Here is a 16,298-nt window from a genome sequence, read left to right as displayed (position 1 = left end):
TGTAGTCACTTGGGCGGTTTTTCTTTCTGGGCATAACGGCCGACCAGCGCGCCCTTCGCCAGCACATGGCCCTGCATGGCAGCCAGCAGCTGGTCGCGATCGGCGCCGAACGGCACGTCGAGCACTGTGTCGAGCGCAAATACCTGGAAGTGATAGCGGTGGGCGGTGTCGCCGACCGGCGGACGCGGCCCGTAATAGCCGATCGAGCCGCGGGTATTGCGCCCCTGCAGCACGCCTTCCGGCTCCGTCAGGCGCGGCTGCTCCTGCACGCCTTCCGGCAGTTGCGTCACGCCGGCAGGAATGTTCCAGGCCAGCCAGTGCACGAATGGCGCCACCGGTTTCGCATCGGGATCTTCCGCGACGATCGCATAGGATCGGGCGCCCGGCACCGCGCTCCATGCCAGCGGGGGCGATACCCCATCCGCATATTCCGAAAACCGCCTATCCAGCGACGCACCGTCGCGAAACGCCGCCGAGCTGAGCGCGATCCGGCCGGCGCTGCGGGCCTCCGGCCTGTCCTTCGCCAGCGGCACGCCGTTACCCCTGTTGGCCTGCCGCTCCATCACGGACCCTGGCGCGGGAGCCGCGGCCGCGCCTTTTGCGTCGCCACCGTAGGCGATCCGGTAGATCACCCCGTTGGCATCGTCGGCCATCAGCAGCGCCCCATCCCTTGCGACAGCCAGGCCCACCGGACGGGCAATATGGGTGCGGCCGCTATCGGTGAGAAATCCGGTGACGAATGGTTCGATCGACTTCGGCTGGCCGTCCGCAAAGCGCACGCGCACGATTTCATAGCCAGAGGCAGTGCTGCGGTTCCACGAGCCGCGCATCGTCGCGAACGCATCGTTCTCGTATTCAGCCGGAAAAGCGCCATGGCGGTAGAACACCATCTGCATCGGCGCCGCATGCGCGGTATAGCCGAGGTTCATGGGTACACTGCGCTCTTTCCACTGTTCTTTCGTGATCTCGCCCTGCGGTGTGCTTTGCGGATAAATGCTGCCGCTGCCATAGACGTGCGGCCAGCCGTACTGCTTGCCCATCTCGAGCTTGTTCAGCTCTTCCTGCTGCTCGTCGTCGCCAAGAAAATCGATGCCATGGTCGAAGCCCCACAGCTCGCCGGTACGCGGGTGCCAGTCGATGCCGATTGTATTGCGCAGGCCGCTGGCAAAGATGGTGCGCTGCTTGCCGTCCGGCGATGCACGCAGCACGGCCGCGTTTTCCGGATTGCTTTCGTTGCAGGCGTTGCAGGTGGAGCCGGCCGTGATGTACAGCATGCCGTCCGGCCCGAATGCCAGCGTTCGATTCGCGTGCTGACCGGCATCGGGCAGATCGCCGATGATCAGCTCGAGAGCCCCCAGCCGGCCGTCTCGCAGAATGTCCGCCGTGAACACTTCCTTGACCGTGGCCAGGTAGAGCCGGTTGTCGCGAATGGCCAGTCCATGCGCCCCGGCGCGACTGGCGACCTTGACCGGCGCCCCGTCGGCACGGCCGTCGCTGTCCGTATCGCGCAACAGCAGCACGTCGCCCTGGTCGCGGCGGCTGACATACACGTCGCCATTCGGCGCCACCGCCAGGATACGGGCATTCTTCAGCCCGGTCGCGAATGGCGCCACCGTAAACCCGGCTGGTGCCTTGAGCGCGGCGATACGCTGCGGCGTCGCCTCGACCTTGGCGGGCTTCCAGACGGCGGTGGCGATGGCCACACGGGTGCCATCGCCCTGCTGCGCGGCGGCACCGGTCGCCAGCGCGAGCAGCGCCAGTGCCGCCTTGTTGCTGAATGCTCTACTGTTCATCGCGGTCCTCCGAAGTGCTGGACCTGAAGCCTGCCACCGCCGCCCGCGCCGCGCCGTGCGCGCGCACACTCAAGCTGTAGCGAGACGGCGCGTATCGTAGGACAGCGCTGCGCAGTCGAGGGTGATGCGCGAACCGTGGCTGCCGCCGAGGAACTGGTGGACCACGCGCAGGCCATACGCGCCCATCGCACGTTCGAAGGCGATGATGTTGCGTTCGCCGACGCGCATCGGCGACTGCCCACCCTCGAACAGGCTGGCACCGCCGGCCACGACGACCTCGAGTTCGCCATACTCGGCCGGCCGCGCTCCCAGGCTGCGCAGCAGCGCAGGCACGGCATTACTGACGTAACGGACATCGATGCCGGCATCACCGGCAGGCGCCTCGCCAAGCAGGCAGTGCGCCAGGGCGCAGCGCTTCTTGCGGCGCCACAGGATGCCGATGCCGACACATGAACCCAGCAGCGCCGTCAGTTTCGCGTTACCCGTGCCGACCGCGAACGCGCCGGCCCACACGTGCCGAACGTCAGCCTGCGGAGAGCGGGAAGCGGAGCCGGGCGTTGCCGGGCGCGAAACGGTGAAGGACATGCGAACCCAATCTGAGAGTTGTCAGGAAAATGCTGGCGCCGGACATTGATTGGGTCGGCACGCAATGATGCACTGAGGAAACTCAACTGTAAAGGTTTTTCACGGTTGTGGACCGCCATGCCAATCGTGCACGAGGTTGGCACAGCTATTGCATAAACTTACATATTCGCGGGAGGAAAACCATCGTGCAGTTCTACAATGAAATGACGGCGCCGGACGGCGTCCGGCCCCATTACCGGGAATTCGACCGCTGGCTTGGCCAGCAAACGCCCGAGTCGCTCGAACGCAAGCGAATCGAGGCGGACCTGACGTTCCGCCGCGTCGGCATCACGTTTGCCGTGTACGGCGACGATGCGGGCACCGAGCGGCTGATACCGTTCGACGCGATTCCCCGCATTATCCCAGCCGCCGAGTGGGCACACCTGCAACGCGGCCTGGTGCAGCGGGTGCAGGCGCTGAACATGTTTATCCACGACATCTACCACGATCAGCACATCATCCGGGCCGGCGTGGTACCGGCCGATCAAATCTATCGGAATGCCCAGTACCGGCCTGAAATGCAGGGCATCAGTGTGGTGTCCGACATCTATGCGCACATCGCCGGCGTCGATATCGTGCGCGCCGGCGCAGGCGAGTTTTACGTACTCGAGGATAATCTGCGGGTGCCGTCCGGCGTCTCGTACATGCTCGAGGACCGCAAGATGATGATGCGCCTGTACCCCGAACTGTTCGCGCGGCACCGCGTTGCACCGGTCGACCATTACCCCGACCTGCTGCTGGACAACCTTCGATCGGTTGCCCCGGTTGGTGCGGCGGACCCGACGGTGGTAGTGATGACGCCGGGGATGTACAACTCGGCGTATTTCGAACACGCCTTCCTGGCCCAGCAGATGGGCGTCGAACTGGTCGAAGGCAAGGATCTGTTCGTCAGCGACAACGCCGTCTACATGCGCACCACCCGCGGCCCGCGCCGGGTCGACGTGATCTATCGCCGGCTGGACGACGATTTCCTCGACCCGCTGGCGTTCCGCGCCGACTCGTCGCTGGGGGTGCCTGGATTGCTGTCGGTCTATCGTGCCGGGCGCGTGACGCTGGCCAATGCGATCGGCACCGGCGTGGCCGACGACAAGTCGATTTATCCCTACGTGCCGGACATGATCCGCTTTTACCTGTCCGAAGAGCCGGTACTGAACAACGTACCGACCTACCAGTGCAGGAAAAGCAAAGACCTCGAATACACGCTGGCGAACCTGCCCGACCTGGTGGTGAAGGAGGTGCATGGCGCCGGCGGCTACGGCATGCTGGTCGGGCCCGCCTCGACCAAGGCGCAAATCGAGGATTTCCGCGCCCGCCTGCTGGCCCGGCCGGACGGCTACATCGCGCAACCGACACTGGCGCTGTCGAACTGCCCCACGTTCGTCGCCGCGGGAGTGGCGCCGCGCCATATCGACCTGCGTCCATTCGTACTGTCCGGCAAGACGACCTCGATCGTGCCTGGTGGCTTGACGCGCGTCGCGCTGAAGGAAGGCTCGCTGGTCGTCAATTCCTCGCAAGGTGGCGGCACGAAAGATACCTGGGTACTGGAAAACTGACGATGAAGGAAACACGATGCTGAGCCGTACCGCCGACCACCTCTACTGGATGGCGCGCTATACCGAGCGCGCAGAGAATACCGCCCGCATGCTGGATGTGAACGTGCAGACCGCGCTGTTGCCGCAGTCGGACGCCGATGCACAACTGGCATGGCGCGCGATGCTGGGCATTTCCGAACTGCAGCAGGCTTACGATAGCCACCATGCCGCGCTGTCGCCGCGCGACGTGATCGATTTCATGGTGCGCGACCCGTCCAATCCGTCATCGATTGCCGCCTGCCTGAACGGCGCACGTGAAAACGCCCGCGCGGTACGCGGCGCGCTGACCACGGAAGTATGGGAAGTGCAGAACCAGACCTGGCTGGACCTGCAGTCCAAGCTGCGCGAGCGGCTGCACGAACGCGATCCGGTCCAGTTCTTCGAGTGGGTCAAGTACCGCTCCCACCTGTCGCGCGGCGTGACGATCGGCACGATGCTGCAGGATGAGGCGGTGCACTTCATCCGCCTCGGCACGTTCCTGGAGCGGGCCGACAATACGGCACGGATCCTCGACGTCAAGTACCACCGCGGCGGGGACGAGCGGGGCCGCGATTTCTATTACTGGGCGGCGCTGCTGCGCTCGGTTTCCGGGTTTGAAACCTACCGCAAGATGTACCGCGACGTGATCACGCCGGAACGCGTGGCCGAGATGCTCATGCTGCGGGCCGACATGCCGCGTTCCCTGCTGGCCTGCATGGAAGCGCTGGTGGACAACCTGCGCCAGGTGCGCAATGCCACGTCCGGAGAAACCGAGCGCCTGGCCGGCCAGCTGCATGCGGAACTGCGCTTCGCCCGCATCGAAGACATCCTGCAGGATGGCCTGCACGACTACCTGACCAGGTTCCTGCACCGCATTTATGAACTGGGAAATCGCGTGAGCCGCGACTTCCTCGTGCCACTGGCCGCTTGAGGAGACACCATGCAACTGTCGATCCGCCATGAAACCCGCTATACATACACTGAGCCGCTGGCCTATACGATCCAGCAACTGCACCTGACGCCGCGCATCGAACCGCAGCAGCACGCGGTGCACTGGAAGCTGCTGGCACCCGGTCACCTGAATGCCTATATGGACGCCTACGGCAACCAGTCGCATATGCTGACGCTCGACCAGGCCCATGGCGCGCTGTCGATCGTGGCCCAGGGTGTGGTCGAGACCAGCGCACCCTGGCAAGGCCGGATCGCCGCCAACGATTCGCTGTCGCCACTGATCTACACGGTGCCGACCAGGCTCACGGCGCCGACACCGGGCATCCTGGAACTGGCCGCCGCCTGCCTGCCGGAGGGCCGCGCCCGTACTCGCCACCTGATGAAGCTGGCCGAGCACATCTTTGGTGCGGTACGGTATCAAAGCGGTGCGACCGAAGTGACCACGCCGGGCAACGTCTCCCTGCAGCTGGGGCGCGGCGTATGCCAGGACCATGCCCATATCTTCCTGGCGTGCTGCCATGCGCACGGCATTCCGGCACGCTATGTGTCCGGCTACGTCGATCCGGAAGATACCGGCCATGCCGCCAGCCATGCATGGGTGGACGCATGGGCCAGCGATCCCGGCTACGACGGCTGGGTCAGCATCGACGTCACCCATTCGCGGCTGATGACGGATGCCTACTGCCGCATCGCTGTCGGCCGCGACTACGAAGCCGCCGCCCCGGTGCGCGGCGTGCGCCACGGTGGCGGTGAGGAGGCGCTCGATGTGGACGTCCGCATCGTCCAGCAGTAGGATTTCCTTCGACGATTTCTTAAGAGTCATCCCATGACATACTGTGTTGCGATGCGCCTCGACGCGGGGCTGGTCTTTCTTTCCGACTCGCGCACCAATGCCGGTGTCGACCAGATCGGCACGTTCCGCAAGATGAATGTGTTCGAGAACCCGGGCGACCGCATGATGGTGCTGATGACCGCTGGTAATCTGTCGATCTCGCAGTCGGTTCTGCAATTGCTGCACGACTTTGTCGGCATCAATGGTTTTACCATCTGGACGGCGCCGAACATGTACGAAGCGGCGCGCATCGTCGGTGAGGCGGTGCGTACCATTCACCAGCGTGAAGCGCAGGCGCTGGCGCAGTTCAATATCGAGTTCAACGTGGCGATCATTTTCGGCGGGCAGGTCCGCGGCGAAGCGTGCCGGCTGTTCCAGGTCTATTCCGCCGGCAACTTTATCGAGGCGCACGACGAGAATACCTATTTTCAGATCGGCGAGGCAAAGTATGGCAAGCCGATTATCGACCGGGTCGTCACACCCAGGTCATCGCTCGATGACGCCGTCAAGTGCGCGCTGATCTCGATGGACTCCACGCTGCGCTCCAACATCTCGGTGGGCCTGCCGCTGGACCTGCTGGTCTACGAGACGGGCAGCCTGGCAGTGACGCGCTTTGTCGCCATCGATGAGAAAAACGCCTATTTCCAGATGCTGCGCGGCTCCTGGGGCAAGCAGTTGCGGCAGGTGTTCGAAGGCATCGAGGCGCCGCAGTGGCAGGCCCTGCCCAGCGCAGGCGATCAACCGGTGCGCATGCCCCTGCCGGAAGCGGTGCCGCCAGGGCCGCCGCCTCCCGTGCCGCAATCGCTGGCGCAGCAGTTCGGTGGCTCCTAGCATCACGTCCGGAGACGGCGTGCACGCTATCGCCTGCCAAGCGTACCAGTGGCAGCGAGCACTGGACTTGCCCGCTGGTCGGACTATGCTGAATGATGCGTGGAAGCAGCCAGCGGGAGGCATATGCACGAGCAGCAGGAGCAGCAGGAGCATGGTGGGAACCCGCGGCCGGAAGCGATTCCCTCGCAGGAAGAGCGCGCCGCATTCCTTGGCATCGTCCAGGCCAGGCGGCTCGCGGTAGGCCGGGCCGCGGAACGATTGCGCCGCCGCGACAATGTGCTGACGCTGTTGAGCGTGCTTGCCAGCGCCGTGGCAACGGTGCTGACGGCCGGACCGGCACTGGGCGGGCTGGAGCTGACCCGCGCGCTGGGATCGGCTGGGCCGGATGCGCCAAGCTGGCGCATCCTGTGTGGCGTGGCGAGCATTTGTTCGCTGCTGGCGGCAGTTGCCACCAATTTGCACCGCCAGCAGGAAGTCACAACCCGCCTGGCGCGTTGCCAGGCCGGAGCAGCCCGGCTGGAGGCGCTGGAGTTGCAGGTCACATTCCAGCGCGCGTCGCTTGCGGACGCGACCGGCGAGTATGGACGGATCATTGCCGAACTGCCGGCCTTGCCGGGGCAATAGCAACGGCATGCCCCACCTGCGGGTGGGGCGGCACGCTTGACTTCCGACTGGACTTGCAATGCGGCCTGTGGTGAGATACGTCATGCCACAGCCCGGAGCCAGACCGCATGGATGTGATTACTACCGCATTGACCGCCGCCATCGCCGGCGGGGGCACCGATGCCGCTTACACGATGCTGAAATCTCGCCTGACGGGCAAGTCGCCGCGCGTTGATGAAGCGATTACCGATCTGGAGCAGGATCCCGGCTCGCTGTCGCGCCAGTTTGCCGTCTCGGATGCGCTTGCCGCCGCCGGGCTTGCCGGCGACCGCTATCTTCGCGCAGCCGCGCGCAACCTCGTCGAGGAAGTGGACCGGCGCCGTGCATTGCGCGCGCCGTCAGCGCATCAGCCGGGTGTGGTGCTGCAGGTTTTCTTTGCCACCGACCGCCAGCCAACCGGCGACCGGCATCCGGCACGCCAGTTTGGCGCAGCACGGGGTGAGCTCAGCTATGGCAGTTGCGAAGTCGGCATCGAGCGCGGCCTTGCGGACGAACCAGCGCTGCCAACGGAGCTGAGGCAGTTGTCGAGGCCCGATCCGGATGGTCACGCGCTGCTGCTGCGAGCGGAAGTCACTCCGCCACAGCCATTTTTCATCAACTTAACGGAAAGCATCGCCAGGGCCGGCAATACCGCCCTGCTGTTCGTGCATGGGTATCGCGTGAGTTTCGAGGATGCCGCGCGCCGCACCGCACAGATCGCCAGCGACCTGCGCTTCACCGGCGTGCCACTGTTCTACAGCTGGCCTTCGCAAGGCCGCCTGTCCGGATATGCCGTGGACGAGTCCAACGTGGAATGGACACTGCCACGCCTGGCGGCTTTCCTGACCGATCTGCTCCAGCAAACGCCAGTGGAGCGGCTGTACTTGCTGGGACACGGAATGGGTAGCCGGGCGTTGACACGCGCCGCCGCCGCCGTGACAGGTGGCCGCCCCGACCTGGCATCGAGAGTGTGCGAGATCATGCTGGCGGCGCCCGACGTCGAAGCGTCGGCGTTTGCCGGTGAGCTCGCCCCCGCCTTGGCTGCGACCGGCAGCAGGATAACGCTGTACGCCTCGTCGGGCGACGAGGCCCTGCAAGTGGCGCAGCGCACGCGCCCCTATCCGCGCGCGGGCGATAGCGGCGACACACTGGTCGTGACGTCCGGCGTGGAAACCATCGACGCGAGCGCCGTCGACACCAGCCTCATTCGCGTTTCGCGCGATGCCGCACGGCAATCCGCACTGGAAGACATGCGGCAACTGATCGCCCGGCAACTCCCTCCGTCGGAACGCGCCGGTCTCCGGGTTGTGGAGATACCCGCAGGCCGCTACTGGACATTCAATGAACGGGAGGTTTCATGACGGCATACGCAAGCGCTTCGGACGAGACGATCTTTTGTGTCGATGATCTTGTCGATCGAATGGGCGGCGATGCGCGCGCCGTGGCCAAGGTGGTGCACCGTGTGCGTGCGTGCATCGGCAGCGGCATCGCGCCGCTGAATCTGGCGGGCGAAGCGGTGCAGCAGGCACGTTTCATGGAAGCGCGACGCATCCTGCACAATCTGCGGCACGATGTCAGCGAACTCGGCGCCAGCCGGTTCGTCGGCGCGTGCCTTGCGCTCGAGTTGGCGCTTGCCGAAGGAAGAGTCATCGAGATTCCCCTGTTGTTCACCGCCGCGGAAGCGGAACTGCGGCTCGTCATGGATCACGCCGGCGGCTGGCTCGACCAGCACGCGGGCCGCGCAGCCCAGCGCGGCTGAATATGAAGGCTCTTCACTCGCGGCCCGTATTACTTCCATTCGCGGGTTGCGCCAGGGCGATTCATGCAGCCTGAACCGTACTAACGTCTCGTTACAATTGTTACCCTGCACGCTGGTGCTCCCCGGCCTTTCCGCAAAGTCAACATGCTAAGATCGCAAACGTTACAGTTCGACTGATCTGACGGACCGGTTGCCGAGCGATGCTAGCCGTACGGAGCCTGCCTCGTGCGCGTGCGTGCGCTCCAACTCAACAGCAATCGGTATCATTTGCATCTTCGACAGCGCGGTGCGGCCGCTGTACTGCCGCGCAGATGCGCTTGCGGCGCAGCCCTGCAGCGCAGGCTTTGCGCAGGCCTTGCAGCGCAGACTCCGCAGTGCAGACTCGATAAGGCAATAAGAACAATATGGAATTATTCAACAAGTCCGGCGCGTTGATAGCCTCAGTGCTGGTCATGGTCGGCGCCTTGATTGCCTGCCAGGCAAAGGAAGGATCGATGCCGCCGGCGCCTGTCATCGAAGCGGTGGCGCAGCGGCTGGGCGCGCATGGCGGCGCTGCTGCGGAGCGCAGGCTGCGAGAATGGGCCGAGCAAGGTTCCATTGTGGCCAAACGCGAGCTCGGTATGCTTTACCAGAATAAAACACCTCGCCGCGGCGAAGCGATGCGCCTGTTTGAGGAAGCTGCGCGCGCTGGCGATGCCGAGTCGGCATTCCAGCTTGCTGAGATGTATCACCGTGCCGGAAATGGCAATGGAAGCGGCCGCGAGCCGGACAAGGCTTGGCCGCTCTACGCCCAAGCGGCCGAGCATCGGCATCCCAAAGCAGTGTTGCGCCTGGCATCGTTGGCGCAAGGCGGCAGCGAGGAAGCGGCCCGCTGGCTTGCCGCTACCGGGCGCGTGAAATAGCGCTGATTGCCGCCGTCTTTACCAGGAAGCGGCCCCTGGCGTGCAGCGTCGCCGCGGTGTTTGGTTTCCTCCATGGCACTTTGGCGAGCGCATGACCTGCCTGCGTGATTCTCCGGATTTAACGCCTTTAACATCACTTAACTTGCCTTCTCCTCATTGCGGTTTCATTATGAATGCATGAGAAGCAACAGCCATCTGCTGTTGCGGAACAGGAGAAATACCATGCAAGCCAATCAGCCTTCCGTCCACATCATGCATGCCGATGCCATCATGGCAGCCGGCATTCACGCCGTGCTTTCCGCGCAGGGTGAGTTTTACCTGACGCTGCAAGACCGGCAACCGCAGGGTCAGGCACATGCGCGCGTCATCATTGCCGATTACGATAGCGGTATCATGCTGGCCCGGCAGTTGTCTCCGGACCGTTTCGGCGTCTCACCGCGCGTCTTGATCCTGACCCAGCTGGATAAGGAGTGGCAAGTACGCACCGCGATGGACAGTGGAGTACATGGCTATCTGCTGCAGGGGTGCTCGCCGGATGAACTGGTACGTGCGGTACGGCAACTTAGCCAAGGCATGCGCTACCTGGCCGAGGCTGTCACACGCTGCGTCGCAGACAGCCTGAGCCGCGAGTCGCTGACCGGAAGGGAAACAGATGTCCTACTGCTCCTTGCGCGCGGGTGTTGCAACAAATCGATCGCACGCGAGCTGGGAATTGGTGTCGGCACGGTCAAGACCCACGTGAAGGGACTGATGAGCAAGCTCGACGCAACAGCGCGAACGCATGCAGTAGTCGTTGCAGCCCAGCGTGGCCTGATCGGCAGTGGTACGCGCCTCCCTGTGACATTGCCGGCACGTACATCTCGCACCAGCGCGGCAATGCAATAGACTGTTCGCAATAGCAGGATTTGTTGATATCAATCAACAAGCTTGCCCGACGATTTCCTACGCTGGCATTTCAGCCCGCATTGGAGACCGTCATGCCGAATCGCTTGCCCCGCACCAGATTTAACGCGACACCCTTTTTCAAAGCGATCAGCGCCCTGCCCCTGCTGTTGGCGCTCGGCGCCTGCACCAAGCCGCTGCCTGCGGATGAACTGCTGGCCGATGCCCGCCGTTTCAGTAGCCAGGGCGACCCAAGATCCGCCATCATCCAGCTCAAGAATCTCGTCCAGCAACAGCCTGAACATTCGGCTGCGCGACTGATGCTGGGCGAGATGTACCTCGATACCGGCGACATGGCATCTGCGGAGAAGGAGTTGCGGCGTGCCCGCGAACTGGGGGCGCAAGCAGGCCTCGTGCGGCCGGCGCTGGGGAAGGCGCTGATGTCGCAAGGGCAGTTCCAGCGCCTGCTCGATGAGTTCCCCGAGGATCCAGAAAGTGCAGATGTCATGACACTGAGGGGGCAGGCATTACTCGGCCTGGCCCGGCCGGACGAAGCGCGGCCCATGCTCGAGCGCGCCCTCAAAGTGAAACCCGGCCATGCGGATGCCACACTCGGCCTGGCGAAACTGGCGCTTATCAACGAGAACTCCAGTGAAGCCAGACAATTGGTGGAGCAGGCCATCGTGCAGAATCCCGACAGCGTCGAATCGCTGCGCTTGAGGGGGGATCTCCAGCTTGCCGACAAGAATTCCGCGGCAGCCCGGAAGACTTACGAGCGCATCCTCGAAATCAAGCCGAACAATGTGCAAGCGCACCTTGACCTGGCGAATCTGGCCATCCAGGAGAATCGCCTCGATGACGCCCGGAGTCGAATCAAGCAGGCCCGCAACGCGCAGCCGAAAAGCCTGATGATCCCCTATTCGCAGGCCTTGCTGGACTTTCGCGAAAAGCGCTACAAGTCCGCGTTGGAGCAGATTCAACAAGTCCTCCGTGTGGCACCGGAACATATGCCGAGTATCTTGCTGGCTGGTGCCGTCTCGGTCCTGATGGGGTCCGATGCACGCGCCGAGCAATACCTGACCCAGTTCTTGCAGGCTAGTCCCAATCACCCATATGCAACAAAGTTGCTGGCGACTGTCGCTTTGCGCAGTGGGAAACGGGAGGACGCCATCAACATCATGCGCACCGTGCTGAAGGACACGCCGGACGACGCCGACCTGCTGGCCCTTGCCGGCGAAGCGGAACTGCAGGCCCACAACTTCAAGCAGTCAGCCGCCTACTTTGAAAAGGCAAGCGAGCTGGCTCCCGAACGCGCCGACTATCGGATTGGCCACGGACTCAGCCGACTGCGCCTGGGCGAAAGCGCGAAGGCGATCACCGAACTCGAGCGTGCCGCGGAGGGCAACGGCGGCTCGGAGCGTGCCGGCACGCTACTGGTATTGGGCCACCTCCGCGATAAGCAGTTCGACAAAGCGTTGAAGGTCGTCGATGCCATGATTGCCAAGGGAGACAGCGCAATGCTGCAGAACCTGCGCGCTGGAGTCCTTCTGGGAAACAGCGACATTGACGGTGCACGGGCCGGCTTCGTGAAGGCGCTGGCACTGGATCCGGCGCATATGCCAGCGCTCGACAACCTGGCCAACCTCGACATCATGACGAGGAAACCTGACGACGCGCGCAAGCGATATGAAGCGGCGCTTGTTCGCGACACGAAGAACGTGGCGCTGATGAGCTCCCTTGCCAGGCTGGAGGCGCGGATTGGCAAGCCGGCCGAGGCGGCGCGCTGGCTCGAGCAGGCGGCAAAGGAGAATCCGAACGACAAGACGTCCGCGCAGCAACTGGCAAGTTTCTATATCCAGACCGGCGAGAAGCAGAAAGCGCTGACCCTGGCGCAGAAACTGCAAGCCACCGATACAGCCGATCCGGATGCGCTTGCGCTGCTCGCCCAGGCTCAGGAGCTCAACCGGCAGGATGAGGCCGCGCTGGAGAGCTGGGAACGGCTCGCGACGCTGCAGCCAAAATCGGCCGCTGTGCAGATGCGGATTGCAAATATCCACCTGTCGAGCAAGCGTTATGCTGACGCACTGCAGGCGGCGCGCAAGGCAGCCAAGGCAGAGCCCGACAGTGCCGAAGCGGCAGTCTTGCAACACGCCCTGCTGGTCGAGAGAAAGGCGTTCAGCGAGGCGCTCGCAGTTGCAAAGTCTTTGCAGGCACGACATCCGGACTGGCCGCTCGGCTTCAAGCTGGAAGGCGACGTACTGATGGCCCAGCGAAAGCCAGGCGACGCTGCACAACGTTATCAGCGGGCGTTTGAAGTTGCCCCATCAGGTCCCATCGTGATCGCGCTGCACGGCGCCCTTGTTGTGGCCGGGAAGGCGAACGAAGCGGTGGTGCAAGTGCGGAAGTGGCTGGAGAAGCACCCGGCTGACGTGCAGACTCGCACTTACTACGCCAGTACGCTGATGAGCGAAGGCGATCACAAAGCTGCCGGCCAGCAGTACGAGCAGATCTTGCGCAGCGTTCCAGATAACCCGCCCATGCTGAACGATTACGCATGGTCATTGCTGCAGTTGAAGGATGACCGAGCACTCGGCTATGCCGAACGAGCCTACAAACTCGCACCGAAAAGCCCCGCCATCGCGGACACGTTGGCGGCGATCCTGCTCGACAGAGGCGACGCGGCGCGAGCCGTGCCGCTGTTGAAATCGGCAACTGAGCAGGCGCCAGCGGTATACGACATCCGGCTCCGTTTTGCGCAGGCGCTATTCATGTCGGGCGACCGCAAAGGTGCCAGGGAACAGTGCGAACATTTGCTCGCGGCACCCGACTTCAAGCGCCAGGCCGAGGTGCGCGCACTCATGGCAAAACTGTAGCGCGGTCCCGATCGCACGCGCTACCTTCTGATGATGCTGATTGCGCTGGTGCCTGAAGTTTGAGGGTCATGGGTGAAGCGTACCCGTGCTCGCTCCTTGCAGTCGCGCTGAGCAGGGGGCGCATCAGCCACTCGGCCGCTGTCGTGCCGAGTACCGGCCAGGTGCAATCACATTTGCAGGGTCGAGCGCCGCCTTGATCCTGCCGACCATGCGCCAATAGCCGTCGTCGCCGCTGTCGAGGTCCGCCATTGATTGCAGACCGACGCGATACGGGATATACCCGGCTTTCATCATCGTGTCAAAAACCTGGCGATAGCACAGACGCGCTCGATCCACCTCGGCTGGGTCATCGGCATCGTAGGCCACGGTCAACACCCCGCCCAGCGCACGCTCGTTGATCATGCTGAACGTGACAAACAAATCAAAGCCATGGGCGCGGAAGATCGGTGCCGCCAACATGTGGACACGCAACAGGTCCTCGCCACGCATCGGCAGCACGGGCGATACCCACAGCATGCCGCAATGATCCAGCGCAGGATTGGCATCGGCGGGGAAACCAGGCGGCAAGCCGCCGCGCCGCCGCCAATAGGCACCCGCCAGGAAGCGACCATTAGGAATTCCGCGGTTCATTTCGAACAGCGAACGCCCCAGCGCCACCTTGGCGGCCAGGCGTTTCCCGGTACCGGTGATGCCCAGAAGACGAGCGGCGGAGGCGGCGAGGTCGAGCTTGCGTTCGTCCAGGAATTGAATGTCGGCCCTGGTTGGCGCCAGCGCCCTCCGCACCGCTCGCCGGGCTGCTGCGACCTGCTCCTTGCTGCCGTATAACGCGCCGGAAACCGTCCAGGCGCCCACGCCCGCTGCAGTCCGCAGCTGCAGCCGCATTTGTTCAGACAGGGGTACCTTGCCACCGGCCAATTCGCGTGGAAAAGTTGTGCCGCCGGAGATCACCCGCAGATCGTTGCCGATGTGCAGAATGCTGCGCAGTGTGCCGTCGAGGCGCAACGGCCGCAGCGCGTCGACGACAGGAGCGATGTCATCATGCTCCTGCACCATGCACAGAAAATGGTTCAAGGCCTCGGTCTTCGGCATCAGCCACAAGCCCAGGCTGGTGACGATACCCATGTTCGACTGAGTGAACAGCCCATCCACGTAGGGCCCCACGCCATAGGGGTAGACGCGATGATTGACCGAGGAGGGATAGTGTCCGAACCCGGTCCGCACGACATCGCCGTCGGCCAGCACGAGTTCCATGCCGGCCACATTCTGGAACCGGTTGCCATATGGCGAGTGGCCGAAGCCTCGTTCCAGGATGTTACCCATCAGGCTAGTGTCGGGACCGGCGCCGGTGCAATCCATCCACAGCGGCAGGTCGTGCTGCAGCAGATATTCCGACAGTTGCTGCTGCGTGACGCCGGGCTCGAGTACCACGTACGCCAGTGTCGCGTCGACCTCGAGGATTCGATTCATGCCCGACAGGTCAACGATGGCGTGGCCGTCGGCGAGCGCACAGGCATCACCGTATCCCCAGTTTCTGCCAGCACTGATCGGATACAGCGGTATCCGGTGTTGGGTGGCGGTGCGCACTACCTGCGTCACCTCGGCGGTATCAAGCGGGCGCAGTACCGCGAGTGGCCGAGTGCTCCAGGATGATGTACTGGCGGCATAGCGATCAAGCGTGTGCGAATCGTCCAGCACGCGGTCTTGCCCCAGCAGGTGGCGCCAAGCCGCCACGGCTTCTACAGCAGAGCCCATCTCAGTCGCGTCCCTGTTTCAGGCGTGTAGTGATGCCGGGCTCGTCTTTCAGCGGAAAAAAATAGGGATAGAAGGAACGCTCTCCCGACGCCTGTTCCATCTGTCCGGCAAAGGCACGGATCTGTTCCCCCATGTATTCCAGATCGAGGCGCAGCAGCACCGCCGGCGCGCCCACCCTGGTGCAGGGCCGTTCGCCGCCAAACTCGCGGAAGCCCAGCATCCGCTTATAGAACATCACATGGCGCGGGTTGACTTCGATCACATAGTCGGTGTAACGGTGAATGTTATACGCGTAGATATATGAAATGTGGATCAACGATGCAAACACGCGTTTCGTCACATTCTTGTCGATGGCAAGCCGGGAAGGTTCGCACAGGAGCCGTTCCTGAACCCTGAGCTCATCAAGCTTGTCGCGGAAGTTTTCGTCGGCGGGAAGGCCGATTCCCGGATCATCCAGACACAACGACATGGTCCCCACGGTGGTTCCCTCGGTTTCAGCGTACAGGGTAATTCGATTGGGAGCATGTTCGCTGTCGGCATCCACGTCATATCCACGCCAACCGTACATTTTGCGTAATAGCAGCCCTGCCGCTTCTCGTCCGCCAGCCGTGCTCGCCATTCGAATGTGGAAAACCTGCATATCGATCGGGTGAGTATGTGCTATCCCCGTCTCCTGCTCGCGGATCACCAGGTCACGCAGTTTTGCGGCGGCTTCGAAGGAAATGATGGTGTCGTCGTGTTGCACGTCTGCTCCTGTGGTCTTGAAGGTCTACGCACTTCAGACCGCTGCTCGGGCACCGAGTTCCACAAAGCGTCGGACTTTTTTGCAAGTCCAAGCCATCGTAGTGCTGCATTTTTGTAAGGTCTTGATTCTGCATACCCAACT

General features: G+C 63.3%; 14 protein-coding genes. 10 read left to right on the top strand and 4 right to left on the bottom strand.

What is annotated here, in order from left to right; all coding sequences use genetic code 11:
- Positions 1–5: 5 nt before the first annotated feature.
- Positions 6–1,793, bottom strand: coding sequence for a YbhB/YbcL family Raf kinase inhibitor-like protein (locus ACY34H_RS15735; RefSeq protein WP_464978406.1), 1,788 nt, complete (start codon positions 1,791–1,793; stop codon positions 6–8).
- A gap of 69 nt (positions 1,794–1,862) precedes the next feature.
- Entirely contained in the window at positions 1,863–2,378 is a 516-nt protein-coding gene (locus tag ACY34H_RS15730) for a chemotaxis protein CheD (RefSeq protein ID WP_464978405.1), read from the bottom strand.
- A 203-nt stretch (positions 2,379–2,581) separates the two neighbouring features.
- Between ACY34H_RS15730 and ACY34H_RS15725 the strand changes: the two genes are divergently transcribed.
- From ACY34H_RS15725 to prsT, 10 genes are all read left to right on the top strand, one after another.
- A complete protein-coding gene (locus ACY34H_RS15725) occupies positions 2,582–3,970 on the top strand; it encodes a circularly permuted type 2 ATP-grasp protein (RefSeq protein WP_464978595.1) in 1,389 nt (462 codons plus the stop codon).
- 16 nt (positions 3,971–3,986) lie between these two features.
- A complete protein-coding gene (locus ACY34H_RS15720) occupies positions 3,987–4,919 on the top strand; it encodes an alpha-E domain-containing protein (RefSeq protein WP_464978404.1) in 933 nt (310 codons plus the stop codon).
- 9 nt (positions 4,920–4,928) lie between these two features.
- Entirely contained in the window at positions 4,929–5,732 is an 804-nt protein-coding gene (locus ACY34H_RS15715; protein ID WP_464978403.1) for a transglutaminase family protein, read from the top strand.
- A 33-nt stretch (positions 5,733–5,765) separates the two neighbouring features.
- Positions 5,766–6,602, top strand: coding sequence for a proteasome-type protease (locus ACY34H_RS15710; RefSeq protein WP_464978402.1), 837 nt, complete (start codon positions 5,766–5,768; stop codon positions 6,600–6,602).
- 123 nt (positions 6,603–6,725) lie between these two features.
- Positions 6,726–7,226 (top strand): hypothetical protein, encoded by a 501-nt coding sequence (locus ACY34H_RS15705; protein ID WP_464978401.1) that lies wholly within the window; start codon positions 6,726–6,728, stop codon positions 7,224–7,226.
- A gap of 107 nt (positions 7,227–7,333) precedes the next feature.
- Positions 7,334–8,605: an alpha/beta hydrolase gene (locus ACY34H_RS15700; protein ID WP_464978400.1), complete on the top strand. Its 1,272-nt coding sequence runs from the start codon at positions 7,334–7,336 to the stop codon at positions 8,603–8,605.
- Positions 8,602–9,003, top strand: a complete 402-nt coding sequence (locus ACY34H_RS15695) for an Hpt domain-containing protein (protein WP_464978399.1) — start codon at positions 8,602–8,604, stop codon at positions 9,001–9,003. The genes ACY34H_RS15700 and ACY34H_RS15695 overlap by 4 nt, the downstream gene beginning before the upstream one ends.
- A gap of 404 nt (positions 9,004–9,407) precedes the next feature.
- Positions 9,408–9,905: an SEL1-like repeat protein gene (locus tag ACY34H_RS15690; RefSeq protein WP_464978398.1), complete on the top strand. Its 498-nt coding sequence runs from the start codon at positions 9,408–9,410 to the stop codon at positions 9,903–9,905.
- Between the two features lie 222 nt (positions 9,906–10,127).
- Positions 10,128–10,790, top strand: coding sequence for a LuxR C-terminal-related transcriptional regulator (locus tag ACY34H_RS15685; RefSeq protein WP_464978397.1), 663 nt, complete (start codon positions 10,128–10,130; stop codon positions 10,788–10,790).
- A gap of 92 nt (positions 10,791–10,882) precedes the next feature.
- Positions 10,883–13,660, top strand: coding sequence for an XrtA/PEP-CTERM system TPR-repeat protein PrsT (prsT, locus tag ACY34H_RS15680; protein ID WP_464978396.1), 2,778 nt, complete (start codon positions 10,883–10,885; stop codon positions 13,658–13,660).
- Between the two features lie 123 nt (positions 13,661–13,783).
- Here prsT and ACY34H_RS15675 read toward each other — a convergent pair whose 3' ends face one another.
- Together ACY34H_RS15675 and ACY34H_RS15670 are read right to left on the bottom strand one after the other, a co-directional pair.
- Positions 13,784–15,412 carry an FAD-binding oxidoreductase gene (locus ACY34H_RS15675; protein WP_464978395.1) on the bottom strand — a complete coding sequence of 543 codons (1,629 nt, stop codon included), beginning with the start codon at positions 15,410–15,412 and terminating at the stop codon, positions 13,784–13,786.
- 1 nt (position 15,413) lies between these two features.
- Complete coding sequence (locus tag ACY34H_RS15670) at positions 15,414–16,157, bottom strand: N-acyl amino acid synthase FeeM domain-containing protein (RefSeq protein WP_464978394.1); 744 nt, start codon at positions 16,155–16,157, stop codon at positions 15,414–15,416.
- Positions 16,158–16,298: the final 141 nt, after the last annotated feature.

Source organism: Pseudoduganella sp. jia 9 (assembly GCF_055502615.1).
Note: the sequence above shows the minus strand (reverse complement) of the source record. Positions and strands in the feature narration are given on the sequence as shown.